We start from the raw sequence: 18,935 nt of genomic DNA, 5'->3' as shown, positions 1-18,935 counted from the left end.
GAACGTGTGGGGGATCGTGTCAGTCCCTGCAAGCCTCTGCTATCTACCTTCAGATAATTTCTATTTACCGCGATAAAAAAACATACTCCAACTGAGTATTTTTCAACACACCAATAGGGGTATGCGGAATAGGCCTATTTTTACCAATAATACAGGGGAGTATATTCCTCCACACTCTGCTGCTGAAATATTGAGCAGCGCGCTACAGGTGCGCATGTTAAGCTTCGTGCCGACTAAATCCTGCTCATATTATTGAGCTTTTTGCCTCTTTTAACCCTTTCACTCTTCCGCTGACTATGGATATTCTCTTCGCCGTAAAAATCATCATTATGGGTATTGTCGAGGGTCTGACAGAATTTTTACCTATCTCATCGACGGGGCATTTAATCCTGACCGGTAGCTTGCTGAACTTTACGACAGAGACGGCAAAGGTATTTGATATCGTGATACAGGCAGGAGCGATTTTTGCGGTGTGCTGGGAATATCGCCAAAAGATTGCGAGCGTCTTGCTCGGTTTGGCGAGTGAAGCGAAAGCGCGTAAATTTGCAGTGAATCTGGTCGTTGCGTTCTTACCGGCAGCTATTCTCGGCGTGCTGTTTATCAAAAAAATTAAAGCACATCTGTTCGCCCCGGTACCGGTTGCGACGGCATTTATTGTAGGTGGTCTGGTTATCTTATGGGTAGAGCGCAAGCGTGCAGACACCGCCACGGCCAGTGGCGCGGATAGCCATGATGATCAGCATGCACGTATCCATTCTGTCGATGACATGACGATCATCGACGCACTCAAAATTGGTATCGCACAATCATTCGGCCTGATCCCTGGTATGAGTCGCTCTGGCTCGACGATTATCGGCGGCATGCTGTTTGGTCTGTCACGCAAGGCAGCAACAGAGTTTTCTTTTTTTCTGGCGATCCCAACCTTGCTTGGCGCCACCGTATTTTCTCTCTACAAAGCGCGCAACGACTTATCCGGCGCGGATCTGCCTATGTTTAGCCTGGGAACAATTGCCGCATTTATTTCAGCGTTCTTTTGTGTACGCTGGTTATTGCGTTATATCAGTTCGCATAACTTCAACGCTTTCGCCTGGTATCGCATTGCATTCGGCATCATGATTTTGATTACCGCGTACACCGGCACGATTGCATGGGTTGAATAAGTAGTGATAAAAGCAGTCACAGAAACAAGTAATAGCAACAATCCTGCCCTGCACTTATTGCAGACCGTATTTGGGTATCCGTCTTTTCGCGGGCAGCAAGAGCAGATCGTCGATCATGTCGTATGCGGTGGCGATGCGCTGGTCTTGATGCCGACCGGCGGTGGTAAGTCGCTGTGTTATCAGATTCCTGCCTTGATACGTCATGGTGTGGGCATCGTCATCTCGCCCCTGATTGCGCTGATGCAGGATCAGGTCGATGCGCTGGAAGAAGTTGGCGTGCGCGCTGCGTTCTTAAACTCTACCCAGAGTTTTGATGAAGCCCTGCGCATCGAGAGAATGATGCGCGAAGGCGAACTCGATATGGTCTACATCGCACCGGAACGCCTGATGACGCAACGCTGCCTGGAACTGTTATCAGTGACACCGCTCGCCTTGTTTGCGATTGATGAGGCGCATTGCGTATCGCAATGGGGCCATGATTTCCGACCAGAATACATCAAGCTGTCTGTCCTGCATGAACGCTTTCCAGAGGTACCTCGCATCGCGCTGACGGCGACAGCAGATCAGCAGACTCGTGATGAGATTATTCATCGCCTGCAACTAGAAAATGCGTTGCAATTCGTCTCCTCCTTTGACCGTCCCAACATCCGTTATCAAATCGTAGAAAAGGCAAACGGGCGCAAGCAGCTACTCGACTTCATCAACGCCCAGCATAGCGGTGACGCCGGGATTGTGTACTGTCTGTCCCGTAAAAAAGTAGAAGAGACCGCCGAATTCCTGAACGAAAACGGCATCACTGCCCTGCCCTATCATGCAGGAATGGCGCTGCCAGACCGCACCAAGAATCAGGCGCGCTTCCTACGTGAAGATGGCATTGTGATGACGGCCACGATTGCGTTTGGCATGGGCATTGATAAACCCGATGTGCGCTTTGTTGCGCATCTGGATTTGCCAAAAAGCATAGAGGGCTATTACCAAGAAACTGGTCGCGCCGGTCGTGACGGTGCGAGTGCCAATGCCTGGATGGCCTATGGTTTGCAAGACGTGGTGCAACAGCGCCGCATGATCGACGAATCAGAAGCCAACGAAACCTTTAAACGGGTGCAAGGCGTCAAACTAGATGCGATGCTCGGCTTGTGTGAAACACTGAATTGCCGGCGCGTACATATCCTCGATTATTTCGGCCAGCAATCGCAACCTTGTGGCAATTGCGATACCTGTCTCGCACCGCCGACTTCATTTGACGGCAGCCTTGCCGCACAAAAAATTCTCTCCACAATTTATCGTGCGGATCAGCGTTTCGCTGCGGGTCATATCATCGACGTATTACGTGGGATCGATACTGACCGAGTCAAGCAATGGCGGCATGATCAGCTCTCGACTTATGGTATCGGCTCCGATAAAAGCGAAGCGGAATGGCGGGCACTGTTACGCCAGCTGATCGCACTCGGCCTGGTCGCCGTGGATTATGAGAACTTCAGTTCACTCAAACTCACTGAAGATTCACGGGCTGTATTAAAAGGCGAAACCAAGGTGCAATTACGGCAGTATAAAAAAGCTGAAAAAGCCGTCAAACATAAACGTCAATCTGCCAGGGATTATGCCGAGGAGAATCTCTCCACCATTGAACAGACCATCTTTGAAAAACTACGCTGGTGGCGAGTCGAGACGGCAAAAAAACACAATACGGCCGCCTTCATTATTTTTCATGATTCGACACTGCGTGAAATTGCTAAAGCACATCCGCGGTCAATGGATGACCTGCGCGGCGTAACGGGTGTCGGCGAGAAAAAACTCGAACGTTACGGTGCAGAAATCGTCGCCCTGATCGCTGAAGTCGAATAAAAAACCAGCCATGTCACGCTCGCAACGTCTGCTCCAGCTCATGCAAATCCTGCGTCGCTACCGCTACCCTATCACCGGCGCGGCACTGGCAAGCGAATTGGGAATCAGCCTGCGCTCACTGTACCGGGATATCGCGACGCTGCAAGAACAAGGTGCAAAGATTGAGGGCGAGGCGGGTCTCGGCTATGTACTTCAGCCAGGATTTAACTTGCCACCACTGATGTTTTCTGAAGAAGAAATCGAAGCAATCGTGCTGGGATCCCGCTGGGTTGCCGAACACGGCGATACGCATCTGGCAGCCGCTGCACGTGATGCACTGGCGAAAATTGCTGCGGTACTTCCGGGGGATTTACGTCATGATCTCGACACCACGGCATTATTGATCGCTCCCACTCAAGGGGCAATAGAAAATAATGAGCACCTGCGCCTGATCAGACGTGCAATCCGCACCGAACATAAACTAGATATCCAGTACCTCGATCAGTATGGCAACACTAGTCAACGGGTAATCTGGCCGTGTGCTCTGGGGTTTTTTGATCGCGTCCGCGTGATCGTCGCGTGGTGTGAATTACGGCAAGAGTTCCGGCATTTTCGAACTGACCGGATTGCCCAGCTCTGCGTGATGGAACAAAATTTGCCGCGCCGCCGTCAGGCTTTACTCAAGGAGTGGAAAATTCTGGAAGGTGTGAAAGCGCAATAGAATGCGTAATAAAAACCAGTTCTATTTCATATCGATTCTCTGCTGATGTGAAATAGAACTGGTTTTTTTCAACACCTTCGGTTAGATATTTTATAGGTTTTAATGCATCAGTAATTGCCAGGCAATCGTCATCTGAGCAGCAACACCGGTCAGGAATGCCAGTGTACGTATCCACGGAATAGCGAGGGTATAAGTGATGGCATGCACCACGCGAGCCCAGAAATACACGACACACGCCGTCGCAATCACTGCACTGCTCACTCCGGCAAACTGTGCGATCAACACCAGAGGTGCAAACACGACCAGATTTTCTATCGCATTCGCATGCGCTTTCATCAGACGCCGTGCCCATGCCGTTTGTGGCTTGGGATGTTCAGGATAACCTACTGAGTTCGACAAGCCGCCAGCAATGACACGGTTCAAAATATACGGCACCCATAACAAGCCTGTAAAAGTGGTGACGAGCGCGAGATAAAACAGTTCTGTTTTCATGAGTGTCTCTTTCTATTATTGTGGTCTAGAGCCATACAATATGCTCAATGCGTGGCACAGCGTGATGATGTCATGTCGCTACACGGCAAGTAGCCAGCATCGACCATACGACAAATGCAGTGTAATTCTTTTCTCAAGCGCGGTGTGACTGGCATGTATGATTGGTATACGGCTACAGACACTTCAGCTGGTGGCAGTAAGCTTAGCACTCATATTTTCACTCACATTTCTACTCAAAATTTCACTCTACTGTCACCGCTACATCAACACCTTTGGTGGCAATATTCCCTGCATAGTCCGATGCAAAAATTCTGATGAGGTAGTTTCCTTTTGCCAGATCAGCGACAGGCAGATGGCTGGTTTTTGCTACGCCACCTCTGACGATATTGCTCACCATATATTGAAATCGTGTTTCGGCATTGCCGTGTACCGTGATTCCGCTATGCGGTGCGTAGGCGATCTTGACCGCGTCTTTGTCTGCAGGCAATTGACTAAAATCGAGAGAGATCACCGGTTGTTCATAGCCAGCCAGTGCCTTGCCATCCTTGCTTAATAACTGATAACCAAGCTGATACAAACCTAAGCGTCGTCTGGCGGCATTGCCATCGACTTTATCGTAGGCGTCAACCACGAGACCCAGATCGGTTGTGCCTTGCGGAATATGCACATGACCATCGCGTGCCTTGGTGATGATGTTGCCCTTGCCATCCAGAATCGATACCTCACCAATGACGGGTGCGATCCGGTCAATCAACCCGTCCAATGACAAGGCCAAAGGATTCCGGTAACGTCCGTACTCCTGATATGCCAGATGGACATGGAACATGCGATTGACCGTGCCTAATACATCACCGGTGACAAAACGAGTTCCGCGCTTGACCCGTACCCGCCCAAGCTTGCCGTCTGCGTTGACGATCTGCATGAATTTGTCGGGATTCACTGAAACATCTTTAATGGTCCGGCCGACCCGCATATGGATGTAGCTCATCTTATCGATCGCAAGACCTTCGCTCAACTCCCCGAATCCCCAGTTCGGCATAGGATCGCTGATTTTTTCATCCATGACTGCCAGGACATTTTCCCCCATGTCAGCTTGCATATCTACACCATTATGCAGATGATCACGGCTTTCCCCTGTAAAGTTACCGCGTACTTCTCCGATAACACCGACGATTTCATGCGAAGCGTGTTGTGGCTTTAAGGGCCAGGGTAATTTGTTCAGCGTTGCGTTGGACAGTGATTGTTCTTGCCGTTCTTGCAGAGCCTTGAAACTGTTGTCCGTATTTGCAGAAACATTTTTCAGTTGTTGAACTGCATGCGCTACCGAATCGACCACCAGCAGATTGCCATTTTGTTGAAAGGCGATACCGACTGGCCGCTCGAATTCGATGTCCGGCTCTATCCCCGTCATTGCCTGTATTTGCTGCTCAGGTGCCAAGGTGAGGATTTGACCGCTGCGCATCTCGGCGATATAGAGGACGCCATGTTGATTCAACGCCAGAGCGCTTGGCCTTTTGAGTAAGGCCTCTTTATCTTCCGGAAGGGAGCGCACAACTGTGCTGACAACACCGACACGACTGATACGGCGAATCGCGTTGTTACGGGTATCGGCAATCAAGAGTTCGCCTGCGGCGTCGACAATGACAGCACAGGGCGTATCAAGTAATGCCTCACTCCCCGCACCATCCACATAACCCGGGTGGCTACCGGCAATTGTCGTGACTTTCCCGTCCGGACTGATGCGGCGAATCCTGTCGTTATAGGTATCGGCAACATAAATATTACCGCTCTGATCGGCAGCAACACCAATCGGTCCGTTGAACATGGCCTCCTTGCCTGCGCCATCTTTAAAGCCCGCAACGCCAGTTCCCGCAATGGTCGTCACAATACCTTTGGGGGAAATTTTACGGATCGCATTATTACCAGTGTCTGCCACCAGCAGATTACCCGCCATATCAAGGGCAAGTCCGGAGGGCGTATGAAACATCGCCGCAGCACCGGCACCATCAGCATAACCTTCACTACCGCCAGCCAGAGTCGTAACAAGCCCTTGAGTTGAGATTTTACGTATCCGGTTGTTGTCACCAGCGTCGCTAACGTACGCATTTCCTGCCGCATCAATGACTACACCATATGGATCAGAAAAGCGTGCCGCGGCAAAATCTGCATCCTTGAATCCCGCTACTCCATCACCGGCAAATACACTTCGCGTCACAGGTGAAGCGAGTACGGCCGGACGTGCCTGCCCAGTTGTACTGAGGTTCTTCGACCAAGTCTGTCGCAGATGATTGAAGACCATGGAGCCATGAAACAACAGATATGCGCCGCCGGATACAAGGACGAGAAATATACCGAGGATCAGAGGAAGTTTGATTTTATGAAAAGACACGTGGAAGTAGATTGACTAATTTTAGATTGGCAAGTGTAGCGCAAGTGATGCAAGAATTTTTCAGCATATCAGTGCGCCGGTAATTCACTACTGACAGAAACTGACACAGCCAACTACGACAATGACTTCGCTGCAAAACAAAAGGGAATGATTTGCCCTTCACACCAACTTCTTGATAAAGGACACACCATGCCACATCCCAATTTCATCATTCTATATGTCGACAATACTGCTGCCAGCGAACAGTTTTACAGCACTATATTAGGCATGAAAGCGGTAGAGTCATCGCCAACATTCGCCATGTTTGCACTCGACTCTGGTGTCATGCTGGGACTATGGTCAAAGCACACCACAATACCAGCACCGTCACATCAGCAGATGGGAGGCACTTGCGAAATTGCATTTGCACTGGGCAGTAAGGCCATCGTCGATCAGACCTATCACGACTGGAAAGAGCGACACCTGGCGATCGTACAAGAACCCGTTGAGCTGGATTTTGGCTATACCTTTGTTGCAATAGATCTGGATGGCCACCGCCTGCGGGTGTTTGCGCCAGGCAATTAGAATTTTGTAGGACTCAATAAAAATGCGCATTAGCAGCCAACATTGACTGCTAATGCGCATCATATTTACCCAATATTTTTAGATTTTTTCTCTTTTACCTGATGCTGAAATCGATGAAGATTTTTAAAGATATCTTAAAAATGCTTTTACACGCACGCAGAATCTAGCGGATAAAACGAGTTGAGTAAAAAATTTTTAACGTTTACTAAATACTAAATCCCAAACACCATGACCAAGCTTCAGGCCACGGTTTTCAAATTTCGTGACAGGCCGATAGTCGGGTCGCGGTGCATAAGCATCCGCAGTATTTTGCAAGCTTGGCTCCGCGCTCAGCACGTCGAGCATCTGTACCGCATATTCTTCCCAATCGGTTGCACAGTGGAGGTAACCACCGGGTGCAATACGCGAAGCGAGCAAAGCAACCAGCGGGCCTTGAATCAGGCGGCGTTTGTTGTGACGTGCTTTGTGCCATGGGTCGGGAAAGAAGACGTGTACGCCTGCAAGTGAATTGGGCGCAATCATGTTTGTGAGAACTTCAAACGCGTCATGCTGAATAATGCGTTGATTTTTTAATCCTGATTCATCCGTCAATTTCAGCAAACTACCTACACCGGGCGTGTGTACTTCAACACCGATGAAGTTTTTTTCCGGCATGCTGGCAGAAATTTTAGCGCTGGTTTCGCCCATGCCAAATCCGATCTCAAACACCGTAGGTGCACGACGACCAAATACAGCATCGATATCTAATACGGCCTTTTGATATGGCAACATCAATTGCGGGCCAAGCGTCTCGATTGCTCGCGCCTGCGCATCCGACAAACGACCGGCACGTGTCACAAAGCTACGAATACGATGCTCAGTTGGGTCGTAGAAAAGTGGCTTAGATGCGCCGTCGGAGGGTTTGGAATCGGACATACGTGTGAGCTTTAAGAAAGATGAGGATCCATTTGTCCGGATCGGCTCATGAGAATTGGATTAACTGATTGAATTGACTTGCGACGCTTAGTTAACGTTAAGCGTAAGTCAGAGTAAAGGCGTATTTTACGCGGTTTTAACTCCACTGAGCAAACTTGGGACGACTCTGTAGCAAGCGCCAGTATGAGTAAAGATCCGTAAAACAAATGGGGTAATCATCACTGATTACCCCATTTTTACCGCGAATTCACTTCTGATTTATTCAGGCTAAGCCTGACATCAATTAGAACTGGTGACGTACACCAAATGTGAGTTCTTTTACGTCTGCGCCGTTCACGGATGCCAAAGTCTTGGAATTAGCATCTTGTGTCAAGCGAGCGTAAGCAGCATACAAATCAGTACGCTTAGACAATGCATATTGGTAACCCAATGCGAATTGTTTAGCATCGCCAACTGTATCCAACGTAGTTGTGTTGATACGTGTGGAATCTTTCACTTTTGTGAATGTAGCGATTACTTTGCTGGAAGCATCAACTGGGACTGTCGCGCCAACTGTGAATACTTTTTTGTCTAAAGCAGTAACGCCTTTGTCATCTTCAACTTTTTGATAGATCACAACTGGCTTAACGAAACCGAAGTCATAAGTTGCAGCAACTGTGTTTGCTTTCTTGCCTACGATAGGACCACCAACAACTGCTTGTTGATTGTCTTTAGTGTAGGAATAGCCAACATCCAGGCCACTTGCGTTGTAACGCAGGTTCAAGCCCAAAGAACGGCCAGCAGATGTATCGCCAGCAACTTCACCCATACCGTAACCAACCAGAGCGGAGAAACCGTTCAGGTTACCTGGTGTGGAGTACAAAACTGCATTAGTGATACGGCCATTGGATGCACCAGCTGTGTTTGCTGTGTCGCCACCAACGAAGTACAAAGTGTTGTTGGACAGACCGCTACCGTTGTTGATGTAGCCAGATGCGTATGGATCGAAGTTGTCGAAGAATTTGAAAGTTGGAGTCTTGTCGCGGCCCAGATCAACAGAACCGAAATCGCCAGACAGACCAACCAAAGAGCGGCGACCAAACGCCTTGCTACCTTGACCAGATGTGCCATCATCAACGTTCAGGCCCATTTCCAACACGAAGTTTGCTTTCAAACCGCCGCCCAGATCTTCAGTACCTTTGAAGCCCAGACGTGAACCACTTTCCTGACCACTTTGCAGTCTGGAAACTTTACCAGCAGCAGCGCCAGTGTCCAGGCTTTGGAAGCCAGCGTCAACGATACCGTAAACGGTTACAGAAGATTGCGCGAATGCTGCGCCGGAGAAAGCACCGATTAGAGCCAGTGCGAGTAATGATTTTTTCATAGGGTAATATCCAGAAAATTATAAGTTTAGTCTTTGCTGCAACACAACAAATTCAGCGAGCAAAAACAAATTTGCAGGTCTTTTACAGCCTTGAGCACTCTAGGTGACTCAATGACAGAAGCCACGATACCTGCGGAAAATGACAACTTGATGAAATTGGTACTTGCTCACAAATAAGACTGTACCTAGCGTTGCTTAAAAAATACACGAAGTATTTTTAATAACGGTATGCACATTTCTTAGATGCGCCAATTTCAATTTGGTTCGCATTATATGCAGATTTTCAAAATGCTGCAGAGCATCAATAATGTAAGGTGTCAAAAGCTTATTTCAAGTCAAGGAAAGCAAATATTTTTGGCCTAATTGTAAAAAACTGTATCAGCGAAAGACATTTGCATTTCGTTCCGTGAAATAGCTCTTTTAATATTGCATTTAATAGCGAATTCATAACCGGATTCGCTGCCAGATTGAGTGTTGTTCCAGCTATCCGGCTATCCAACGGTTTCCCAGGCATTTTGTTTTTGATTCGTCATGGCACGCCAGTAATGGCGGCCTGTGTACCACAAGACCATGCCAATGACGGCAAATGCCAGCTGGCCCAGCGCCAGCGTCAAAGCAGAGTGATCCAATGCAGGAGCAACCACGCCAGCAACCACGGCGCCTAGCATGGTCACCGATGCCGACTGGCAAGACGCGACAATCCCGCGAATTGTCGGAAACAGATCGAGCACCAGCAAGGTTGCACCGGGAGCTACCAGCGACATGCCGAAGCAATAAAAAAATAGAGGCAAAACCGACCATGGCAACATCGGCGGCCAGATAGCGTGATACGCCACATTGAATAAGGCAGCGCCAACCAAAAAGCTGAATCCGATATTGACCTGTTTCCAGACCGATAATTTGCCTGCCAGCCGGTTTGCTGCCAGAGCACCTAGAAAAATTCCGCCCACAGACGGCACAAACTGCCAGCCAAACTGATCTGCACCAAGATGCAAGTGCTGGGTAATAAAAGCCGGTGCCGACGATACGTACAAAAACAAACCGGCAAAATTAAAAGCAATCGTGCCTGCTTTCAAGTGGAACAACGGTGACTTAAATACCTTTTTATAGCTATCCCATAAAAACTCTGCACTGAATGGCTGGCGCTTGTCTAATGGCAAGGACTCGGGCAAACGCTTGTAGCAAGCCCAAAACAACACCAAGGTGTACACAAACAGAAGTAAAAATATGCTGCGCCAGCTGAGATAACTCACAACCCAACCACCCAAAATCGGAGCAATCGCAGGCGCAATCGAAAAAATCATCGTGACCAGCGACAGCAGCCGCTCGGCCGCCGCTCCCGCATACAGGTCGCGAATAATCGCCCGGCCAACCACTACACCAGCACCGGCAGATACTCCCTGCAAAATACGAAATCCCCACAAATAATGAATGCTATGTACCGACGCACAGCCAAAGGACGCAACAGCAAAGATCGCAAGAGATACCAAAATCACATTGCGACGACCAAAGGCGTCGGACAAAGCGCCATGCCACAAGGTCATCACCGCGAATGACAGCATGTACGCAGTCAAGGTCTGCTGTACCTCGATCGCACTCGCCTGCAAGCTCGCCTGTATCGCTGGGAAAGCTGGTAGATAAGTATCAATCGAGAAGGGGCCCAACATAGCCAGCGCCGCTAATAAGGTAGCCAGGGCGCCCGTGCTGGCTACTTGCATAGGTGATGGCGAGGAGGGTGGAACAAATGGCTCGGGTTGCGTGGTCGACATAATTTCACTTATTAAAACAGGAGTATCGCCGTATCACATACACGGCGATTTACAACATGGTGCAAATACAGCGCCCGGACAGTGCCCAGTACAGCAAGTGACGGGGCATTTGATACCGGCGCTATAGTTGCGAATTGGCTCATAACTAGACATCACTGTGATGCCGCAAACACGACATTACCACTCTCACACTTATGAGCTCACGCTTATCAGTTCACACATCAGTTCACACTTAAGCCAGATGCCCGGATGTGAACGATACAAACAATCGGACTATGAGTCGTTTAAACGCAGCGTTCAAAATCAACGTTGCAAATCAACACTAAAAAAAATACAAAGAGCTGCTTAAATTCCACCCATGCATAAGTATTTCATTTCGAGATACTCATCCATCCCGTAGACAGAACCCTCGCGTCCCAAGCCCGATTGCTTGACCCCGCCGAAGGGCGCTACTTCGTTTGAAATCAGGCCGGTATTGATACCGACCATACCGTATTCCAATTGCTCGGCAACGCGCCAGACACGGCCAATGTCACGCGAGTAAAAGTATGACGCCAGGCCAAAATCAGTATTGTTCGCAGCAGCGACCACTTCAGCCTCAGACTTAAACTTGACGACTGCGGCAACCGGGCCAAAAGTCTCTTCACTCATAATCTGCATCGACTCTGTGACATTCGATAACACCGTAGGTTCATAAAAAAGTGAACCGGCTGCATGTTTTTTTCCACCTGCCAGCACAGTCGCCCCCTTAGACAAGGCGTCGGCGACATGTTCTTCTACTTTTGCCACGGCCTGTTCATCGATCATCGGCCCCTGATTGACGCCTGCATCAAGCCCGTTACCAACCTGGATTTTTTTGGCGCCGGCAGCGAGTTTTTCGACAAAAGCGTCGTAAATCGATTCATGTGCATAAAACCGGTTCGTACAGACGCAGGTCTGACCGGCGTTACGGAATTTTGATAAGAGTGCGCCCTCCACCGCGGCGTCGAGGTCTGCATCATCAAATACGATGAAAGGTGCATGACCGCCTAATTCCAGCGCGAGTTTTTTCACGGTAGAAGCACACTGCCGCATCAGGATACGGCCAACCGGCGTCGATCCTGTGAATGACAAATGACGGACCACCGGGCTATCACACAAGACTTTGCCGACCTCAATAGAACGCTCTGAATCTGCCGTAATTACGTTGATCACACCAGGAGGTATGCCTGCGCGATGCGCCAGCTCTGCCATTGCTAGTGCCGACAAAGGTGTTTGCTCTGCGGGTTTGATCACGATGCTGCAACCGGCGGCCATCGCTGGCGCTACCTTGCGCGTGATCATCGCAATCGGAAAATTCCACGGTGTGATCGACGCGCAGACACCAATCGGCTGCTTCAACACAACCATACGTTTATCCGTCCAGGTCGAGGACATGACATCGCCGGAAACACGCTTGGCTTCCTCTGCAAACCATTCAATAAAACTGGCACCATAGATCACCTCACCTTTTGCTTCTGCGAGTGGTTTACCCTGCTCTACCGTCATCAGGATTGCCAGATCATCTGCATTGGCTACCATCAGATCAAACCATTTGCGCATGATCGCGGCACGCTCTTTACCAGTCTTCGCTGCCCACAACGGAAAGGCCGTTTGTGCCGCCTCAATCGCAGCCTGAGCCTGCTCAGCACCAAAATTCGGCACAGTTCCGATTAACGCAGAAGTCGCAGGATTGGTGACGTAAAATGTCTCGGAAGTACCAACCCAAGTGCCATTAATATAGGCTTGGTTGCGTAACAAACTGGGATCTTTTAAATTGAGGGAAGTAACTTGGGACATGAATTAATCTCCGGAATAGTTGCTGTATGTGCTCTGCGTTCTGTCTATAAGATGAATTCTATGGATGCTGTGAACGCTGCATGGTTTGATGAACTGGCGATCAGCATAAAGCAAAACGGGCGAATCTGCTGTGCAGCTTCCGCCCGTTTGATAAGGAGTTAAGACAAGTTTTTAGGCTTGGCTTCCTCGCGGCGATTAAAGCCCGCGACCATATCGAAACGGAATAAACGACACTCCAGTGCGCCATTAAAGAATGGTGTTTTACGCGACTCTTTCAGGCGCAACATCTTAGGCAAACCCAGATCGGCGGTAAATAGAAAAACGCTCCAGCCAGCAAAGCGCTGTTTCAGCGTCGAGCTAAACGCGCTGAAAAAATCTCTCGCCATATCATCTGGTTCGACCGTGCTGTCACCACGCACACCAATACGTTCACCATACGGCGGATTGGTCAGCAGGACGCCTGGGGTGTCTGTCGGTGCTTTGATTTCCTGCGCTTCAATCTGCTTGAGCGGCACGTCAAAACGGATACCGGCCTTATTCAGATTATTGCGAGTCATCACGATCATATCGCCTGAAATATCGCTGCCAAAAATCGTTGGTTCAGCAGGCAAAGGATGCGGTTTCGCCTTGGCTTTGGTTGCCAGCCACTCTTCTTCTTGAAAGCCCGCAAATTTTTCAAATGCGAATTCACGGCGTAAACCCGGCGGGATACCTGCCAGCATCTGTGCCGCTTCGATCAGGATCGTTCCCGAACCGCACATAGGGTCAAGCAAAGGCATACCTGGCTTCCATCCCGTGGTACGCAGCAAACCTGCCGCCAGATTTTCGCGCAACGGCGCATCACCTGTTTCCATGCGCCAGCCACGCTTGAACAAAGGTTCACCTGAGGTATCAAGATAAATCGTGAAATTGCGCGCATCCAGAAAACCGACGATACGCATATCCGGATTTTTGGTATCTACCGATGGACGCTGGGTGAACTGATCACGGAAGCGATCGCAAATCGCATCCTTAATTTTCAGCGTCGTAAATTCCAGACTCTTCAACGGCGACTTCACCGCAGTCACGTCAACCCGTATGGTGTGGTGATAACCGAACCAGTCTTCCCATGGCTGTGCCAGGGTCAGGTCATAAATATCGTTTTCATTTAGATACCCGGCATGTGCCATCCGCAGCAAAACACGGGATGCGATACGGGAATGCAGATTGATGCTGTAGGCATCGCGCAATTCGCCAGAACAATGCACACCGCCTGGCACCTGTGTATGTACATGCAGTGTTTGATCAAACTGAGCAATCTCATTCAGCTCTTCAGCGAGAGCGACTTCCAGGCCGCGAGGGCAAGGGCAAAAATACGAGTAACGTGTCATGGGGAACCTTTTATCCAAATTAATTTTTAAAGACCAAGCTCTTGCTTAGCCGGTGTTGAACATCAAACGCTACGTTTTAACTTCAGAATATCAGGACGTAAACAAAACCTTAAAACCTCTTACTGCAATACGTTCGGGAATGGATTTTTGAATGATCCAAAAACGGAACACGCTTTATTGGCAGGCCTTCCAGCACGAAATCCCTCCACAAGCCGCATCCAGCCTGCGGGTGGCATTACGAAATTTCCAACTGTCCCTTACTCAAAACCCTTATTCCTGAAACACCCGCTCTAAAAAATCCAGTCTGTCCTGTCCCCAATAGCTCTCGCCATTGAAGACAAACCAGGGTACGCCGAACACATTATTGGCAATCGCCTCGTTCGTAAAACGTTCGTATTCGGCTGATACACTGCTGGTTTCCGACGATTTGATCAAGGCCTTACCATCGAGATCACAATCAAGCGCGATACCAGCCAGTGTGTCGGTATCGGCAATATTTTTTTGCTCCGCCCAAACCCCGCGCATGATGGCGCCGGTTAACTGCAATGCAGTCTCGGTGCCGTGCGCCAGCTGCGCGGCGATAATCAGATGCGCAGCAGAATCAGCAGCGACAGGAAAAAAAGTCGGCTGCAAATTCATCGGCAACTCCAGATGCGTGCTCCAGCGCTGCATCTCGACCAAGCGATATGCCTGCCTTTGCGGCGCACGTTTAGCCAAAGGCAGGCCGCCCGAAATCGGAAATACTTTGCCTAAATCGATCGGCTTCAGATCAATGCGGATGGCGTGTTTTTTCGCCAGATCGACGAAACGCTGGTGACCCAAATATGCCCATGGGGATTGCGGAGCAAAATAGTATTCACAGACTCTGTTCATCGTGATTCCCTTAAGGATTAAAACGGTTTGACTACGACGAGAATAACGACGGCGAGCAATAACACAACGGGCACTTCATTGAACCAGCGAAACCAGGTATGCGTACGTTTGTTTTTGGCTTGTTCAAATTTTTTCAGGATACTGCCGCACGCATGGTGATAACCGATAAGCAAAACAACAATGAAGAGCTTTGCATGCATCCAGCCGTTGCCGGGACCACGCCCGATGCCCGTCGCAAGCCAGTACCACAGCCCGAAGCCAATCGCAGGAACTGCCAAAATCGTCATGAAGCGATATAACTTGCGCGCCATCAGCAACAGGCGTTCTGTCGTGACTACTTCGCTTTCCATCGCAAGATTGACAAAAATACGCGGCAAATAAAACAGTCCCGCAAACCACGACGTCACAAACACAATGTGTAGCGCTTTAATCCAGAGCATGCATTTCTCCTGAAATTCATATATTCATATTGAAGGCGGATACGACACTATTCCGCCACAACGCCGGGATGGCGAATGCTTATTGGCGAACTTCGCCATTCCCAAATACCACGTACTTGAGCGACGTCAGTCCGTCTAAACCGACTGGTCCGCGCGCATGTAATTTGTCGTTCGAGATACCGATTTCGGCACCAAGACCGTATTCAAAGCCATCGGCAAATCGCGTCGACGCATTGACCATCACCGATGCAGAATCGACTTCGCGCAAGAAGCGCATGGCACGTGTGTAGTCTTCGGTGATGATGGACTCAGTATGTTGCGATGAATAATGATTGATATGTTCAATCGCTTCATCCATGTCCGCCACCACTTTGACGGCCAAAATCGCTGCCAGATATTCGGTGCTCCAATCGTCTTCGTTCGCACTAGCTAAATGAGGATAACCCGCCAGTAATTGCATCGCTTCCGGATCGCATCTCAACTCGACTTGTTTGCCCGCATACAGTGTTGCCAGCTCCGGCAATACTTGTGCCGCAATCCCACGTGCGACCAGCAGGGTTTCCATGGTGTTGCAGGTGCCGTAGCGATGACATTTTGCATTGAAGGCGACATCCAGCGCTTTTTTACTATCGGCTTTGTCATCGATATACACGTGACAGATGCCATCCAGATGTTTGATCATCGGCACTTTGGATTCGCGCATCAGGCGCTCGATCAAGCCCTTGCCACCGCGCGGAACAATTACGTCGACATACTCGGGCATGGTGATCAGTTCACCGACCGCAGCCCGATCGGTGGTCTCGACGACCTGTACCGCATCCGGTGGCAAACCGGCACCGGCCAGCCCCTCTTTGACGAGTTTAGCCAGGGCCTGGTTGCAATGAATCGCTTCTGAGCCGCCGCGCAGGATGGTCGCGTTGCCGCTCTTGATACACAAACCTGCAGCATCGACAGTTACGTTCGGGCGAGCTTCGTAAATGATGCCAATCACGCCCAGCGGGACGCGCATCTGACCGACCTGGATCCCGGTCGGGCGGAATTTCATATTCGAAATTTCGCCAATCGGATCGGCGAGCCTGACAATTTGCTCCAGCCCTTCGGCCATGGTGGCGATCGCCTTGTCTGACAGAGTCAGTCTGTCCAGCATCGCGGCGTCCATGCCATTTGCACGAGCTGCCGCGAGATCGAGTTCGTTCGCTGCGCGCAAGGCCGCTGCATCGCGCCGTATCGACGCGGCAATCAATGATAAGGCGCGATTCTTGGCTGCCGTATTGGCCTTAGCCATGGCACGCGACGCTTTGCGGGCGCGTATGCCAAGGTCCTTCATGTAATCTTTGATATCCATGTGTAATTCTTTATCGATTACGGTGAAAAATTATGCAAATTAGCACATACTCCACCATGTATATTTCTAATGCCTAGTATTGCTGTGCGAATTAATGCCTGTTTTCAGACATACCCCCCCAACAATCACGTAACATAACGAAACGTACTCAACGTACGCAACATGAGCCAATCAGCCTGCGGCTTAGTCGCCCACTAGGCGCACCATGCGTCTGGCACAAAGCTGGCGACCTGCTTATCCGCGCGCGACTCTGAGACCTAGCTGCAACAGTGCGTCCCATGCATCACCAGCAAAGGCTTTAGCACGCAAACCCTTGACCATCTTATCGACTTGCGCCGCCTCTTGCAGAGCAGTCTCCAACGTGGCGAGGCTGACGCGGCGTAATGCAGGTTCCATCAATTTTTCACGAGGACCCCAGATCCGGTATTCCTTAAGCAGCATGCCCAGGGATTTACCCTGACTCATGCCGGACTTCAGCTTGAGCAGGGTACGGAGTTCTTCGGCGACCGCCCATAACACCAGTGGCAGCGCCTCGCCCTCGCCTTTCAGGCCTTCCAGCATGCGCACCAGACGAGACACATTGCCAGCTAACATCGCCTCATTGAGCTTAAAGACATCGTAACGCGCTACATTCAGCACTGCGTCGTGGATTTGTTCAAAACTCAGCTTGCCAGCGGGGTGGAGCAAGGCGAGTTTTTGGATTTCCTGATGCGCTGCTAGCAGATTCCCCTCAACCCGGTCAGCAATAAAATCCAGGCTTTGCCGATCGGCGCTTTGTCCTTGCATAGAGAGACGCAAAGAAATCCAGTTGGGCAATTGCGCCCGTTCTACCAGCGGGATGTCGATATACACCGCCGCCTGTTGCAAATTGGTGACCCAGGCCGCCTTTTGCGTAGCCCAGTCCAGCTTGGGTAGGGTAATCAGAGTCAAATTATCCGGTGATAAGTCGCTCACATATTCTTGCAATGCTGCACCGCCATCCTTGCCGGGCTTGCCCGTAGGAATACGTAAATCAACGAGTTTTTTATCGCCGAACAGGGATTGCGACTGATTCGCGGCAAGCAGAGCGCCCCATTTAAAACTGCGCTCTACTGTCAGGATTTCCCGCTCTAGAAAACCCTGGGCCTTCGCGGCTCGACGGATTTTGTCCGCTGTTTCCAATGCCAGCAAATGCTCGTCGCTCGTGATGACATACAAGGATGCCAGCGATTTGCTCAGATGAGCGTCGATTGCATCAAAGCGTAGTTGCATCTCATTGATCTCCACGGACGACGGCATCATCCTCTGCACTTCCACTCTTCTGCGCGTGAAAGAAGTCTGTAGTAAGCGCCAGGATGATCGTATGCACTTGCGTCATTAGTCGGTTTTCAGCACGGCCAGGCGGCGCATGATTTGTTGTACCAGATCGCTTTGCATGTCCCGATACAGCAGGGCCTCTTCAGCCTCTTTCGCCAAGACCTGCGACTCATTAAACGTGATATTCCGCTTCAGGCTGATATCGGTCGGTGCAAGCAGCTCTTTGCCCGCTTCATTGCGAACCCGAAAGCGGAAGGTATAGATTAAATTGTACTCACGTGCGCGGCCCTGGCTATTCAAAGACAAAATAACTTTTTCACGCGTCTCGCCCAGCACCTCCAAAATCACGTCTACATTTTTGGCTTCGCTGGCAATGACCGTTTTTCCATTCGCACGAATATTACGTTTCAGTTCGCCGCCGAGTGGCGCACTGTCTGGCAAGCCGATGTAAATACTGGAAAAAGGGAATGTCACCGGCCCGCGCAATGCAAAACCGCAAGCAGACAATGCAAGCACGGCAGAGGCCATCGCAACGCAGGCAAGCAGCTTGCGCGCTATGTGACGAAGGGAGAAAGTAGAGAATTGGGTCATCATGA

Annotated in this window: 16 protein-coding genes; 4 read left to right on the top strand and 12 right to left on the bottom strand. The window is 50.0% G+C overall.

The window, feature by feature from the left end; genetic code table 11:
- Positions 1-296: 296 nt before the first annotated feature.
- The 3 genes from ACO0LE_RS12805 to ACO0LE_RS12795 are packed head-to-tail and all read left to right on the top strand — an operon-like array spanning position 297 to position 3,705.
- A complete protein-coding gene (locus ACO0LE_RS12805) occupies positions 297-1,160 on the top strand; it encodes an undecaprenyl-diphosphate phosphatase (protein WP_422960740.1) in 864 nt (287 codons plus the stop codon).
- 3 nt (positions 1,161-1,163) lie between these two features.
- Positions 1,164-3,005, top strand: coding sequence for a DNA helicase RecQ (gene recQ / locus ACO0LE_RS12800; protein WP_422960739.1), 1,842 nt, complete (start codon positions 1,164-1,166; stop codon positions 3,003-3,005).
- A 10-nt stretch (positions 3,006-3,015) separates the two neighbouring features.
- On the top strand, positions 3,016-3,705 hold the full coding sequence (locus ACO0LE_RS12795) for a helix-turn-helix transcriptional regulator (protein WP_422960738.1): 690 nt from the start codon (positions 3,016-3,018) through the stop codon (positions 3,703-3,705).
- A gap of 99 nt (positions 3,706-3,804) precedes the next feature.
- Here ACO0LE_RS12795 and ACO0LE_RS12790 read toward each other — a convergent pair whose 3' ends face one another.
- Both ACO0LE_RS12790 and ACO0LE_RS12785 read right to left on the bottom strand, forming a co-directional pair.
- Positions 3,805-4,197 (bottom strand): MAPEG family protein, encoded by a 393-nt coding sequence (locus tag ACO0LE_RS12790; protein WP_422960737.1) that lies wholly within the window; start codon positions 4,195-4,197, stop codon positions 3,805-3,807.
- Between the two features lie 241 nt (positions 4,198-4,438).
- Positions 4,439-6,586: a gluconolaconase gene (locus ACO0LE_RS12785; RefSeq protein ID WP_422960736.1), complete on the bottom strand. Its 2,148-nt coding sequence runs from the start codon at positions 6,584-6,586 to the stop codon at positions 4,439-4,441.
- Positions 6,587-6,775: 189 nt separating this feature from the next.
- On the opposite strand from ACO0LE_RS12785, the gene ACO0LE_RS12780 reads away from it, so the two are divergent.
- On the top strand, positions 6,776-7,150 hold the full coding sequence (locus ACO0LE_RS12780; RefSeq protein WP_422960735.1) for a VOC family protein: 375 nt from the start codon (positions 6,776-6,778) through the stop codon (positions 7,148-7,150).
- 195 nt (positions 7,151-7,345) lie between these two features.
- Here the strand turns inward: ACO0LE_RS12780 and trmB are convergent, their stop codons facing one another.
- The 10 genes from trmB to lptE all read right to left on the bottom strand — a co-directional run bounded on the left by trmB (position 7,346) and on the right by lptE (position 18,933).
- Positions 7,346-8,065, bottom strand: a complete 720-nt coding sequence (gene trmB, locus ACO0LE_RS12775; RefSeq protein WP_422960734.1) for a tRNA (guanosine(46)-N7)-methyltransferase TrmB — start codon at positions 8,063-8,065, stop codon at positions 7,346-7,348.
- Positions 8,066-8,348: 283 nt separating this feature from the next.
- Positions 8,349-9,428, bottom strand: a complete 1,080-nt coding sequence (locus tag ACO0LE_RS12770; protein ID WP_422960733.1) for a porin — start codon at positions 9,426-9,428, stop codon at positions 8,349-8,351.
- A gap of 491 nt (positions 9,429-9,919) precedes the next feature.
- Entirely contained in the window at positions 9,920-11,197 is a 1,278-nt protein-coding gene (locus ACO0LE_RS12765; protein ID WP_422960732.1) for a multidrug effflux MFS transporter, read from the bottom strand.
- Positions 11,198-11,542: 345 nt separating this feature from the next.
- On the bottom strand, positions 11,543-13,015 hold the full coding sequence (locus tag ACO0LE_RS12760) for an NAD-dependent succinate-semialdehyde dehydrogenase (RefSeq protein WP_422960731.1): 1,473 nt from the start codon (positions 13,013-13,015) through the stop codon (positions 11,543-11,545).
- A gap of 158 nt (positions 13,016-13,173) precedes the next feature.
- Positions 13,174-14,385 (bottom strand): THUMP domain-containing class I SAM-dependent RNA methyltransferase, encoded by a 1,212-nt coding sequence (locus tag ACO0LE_RS12755; RefSeq protein WP_422960730.1) that lies wholly within the window; start codon positions 14,383-14,385, stop codon positions 13,174-13,176.
- A 270-nt stretch (positions 14,386-14,655) separates the two neighbouring features.
- Positions 14,656-15,258 carry a 2-hydroxychromene-2-carboxylate isomerase gene (locus ACO0LE_RS12750; RefSeq protein WP_422960729.1) on the bottom strand — a complete coding sequence of 201 codons (603 nt, stop codon included), beginning with the start codon at positions 15,256-15,258 and terminating at the stop codon, positions 14,656-14,658.
- Positions 15,259-15,275: 17 nt separating this feature from the next.
- The gene (locus tag ACO0LE_RS12745) at positions 15,276-15,698 is read right to left on the bottom strand and encodes a CopD family protein (protein ID WP_422960728.1); all 423 of its coding nucleotides are present in this window, start codon (positions 15,696-15,698) and stop codon (positions 15,276-15,278) included.
- 79 nt (positions 15,699-15,777) lie between these two features.
- Positions 15,778-17,043 (bottom strand): glutamate-5-semialdehyde dehydrogenase, encoded by a 1,266-nt coding sequence (locus ACO0LE_RS12740; RefSeq protein WP_422960727.1) that lies wholly within the window; start codon positions 17,041-17,043, stop codon positions 15,778-15,780.
- Positions 17,044-17,277: 234 nt separating this feature from the next.
- Positions 17,278-18,294 (bottom strand): DNA polymerase III subunit delta, encoded by a 1,017-nt coding sequence (gene holA / locus ACO0LE_RS12735; protein ID WP_422960816.1) that lies wholly within the window; start codon positions 18,292-18,294, stop codon positions 17,278-17,280.
- A 105-nt stretch (positions 18,295-18,399) separates the two neighbouring features.
- On the bottom strand, positions 18,400-18,933 hold the full coding sequence (gene lptE, locus ACO0LE_RS12730; RefSeq protein WP_422960726.1) for an LPS assembly lipoprotein LptE: 534 nt from the start codon (positions 18,931-18,933) through the stop codon (positions 18,400-18,402).
- Between the last annotated feature and the right edge of the window lie 2 nt (positions 18,934-18,935).

The sequence above is a fragment of the Undibacterium sp. Xuan67W genome, assembly GCF_049340165.1.
Lineage (GTDB): Bacteria > Pseudomonadota > Gammaproteobacteria > Burkholderiales > Burkholderiaceae_D > Undibacterium.
The sequence above is the reverse complement of the archived record's forward strand: the minus strand, read 5'-3'. Positions and strand labels throughout refer to the sequence as shown.

Bases quoted from the DNA above. Each gene is read 5' to 3' on its own strand.
- ACO0LE_RS12805 (WP_422960740.1), top strand. From the start codon at position 297: ATGGATATTCTCTTCGCCGTAAAAATCATCATTATGGGTATTGTCGAG.
- ACO0LE_RS12795 (WP_422960738.1), top strand. From the start codon at position 3,016: ATGTCACGCTCGCAACGTCTGCTCCAGCTCATGCAAATCCTGCGTCGC.
- ACO0LE_RS12790 (WP_422960737.1), bottom strand. From the start codon at position 4,197: ATGAAAACAGAACTGTTTTATCTCGCGCTCGTCACCACTTTTACAGGC.
- ACO0LE_RS12780 (WP_422960735.1), top strand. From the start codon at position 6,776: ATGCCACATCCCAATTTCATCATTCTATATGTCGACAATACTGCTGCC.
- trmB (WP_422960734.1), bottom strand. From the start codon at position 8,065: ATGTCCGATTCCAAACCCTCCGACGGCGCATCTAAGCCACTTTTCTAC.
- ACO0LE_RS12770 (WP_422960733.1), bottom strand. From the start codon at position 9,428: ATGAAAAAATCATTACTCGCACTGGCTCTAATCGGTGCTTTCTCCGGC.
- ACO0LE_RS12765 (WP_422960732.1), bottom strand. From the start codon at position 11,197: ATGTCGACCACGCAACCCGAGCCATTTGTTCCACCCTCCTCGCCATCA.
- ACO0LE_RS12760 (WP_422960731.1), bottom strand. From the start codon at position 13,015: ATGTCCCAAGTTACTTCCCTCAATTTAAAAGATCCCAGTTTGTTACGC.
- ACO0LE_RS12755 (WP_422960730.1), bottom strand. From the start codon at position 14,385: ATGACACGTTACTCGTATTTTTGCCCTTGCCCTCGCGGCCTGGAAGTC.
- ACO0LE_RS12750 (WP_422960729.1), bottom strand. From the start codon at position 15,258: ATGAACAGAGTCTGTGAATACTATTTTGCTCCGCAATCCCCATGGGCA.
- ACO0LE_RS12745 (WP_422960728.1), bottom strand. From the start codon at position 15,698: ATGCTCTGGATTAAAGCGCTACACATTGTGTTTGTGACGTCGTGGTTT.
- ACO0LE_RS12740 (WP_422960727.1), bottom strand. From the start codon at position 17,043: ATGGATATCAAAGATTACATGAAGGACCTTGGCATACGCGCCCGCAAA.
- holA (WP_422960816.1), bottom strand. From the start codon at position 18,294: ATGCAACTACGCTTTGATGCAATCGACGCTCATCTGAGCAAATCGCTG.
- lptE (WP_422960726.1), bottom strand. From the start codon at position 18,933: ATGATGACCCAATTCTCTACTTTCTCCCTTCGTCACATAGCGCGCAAG.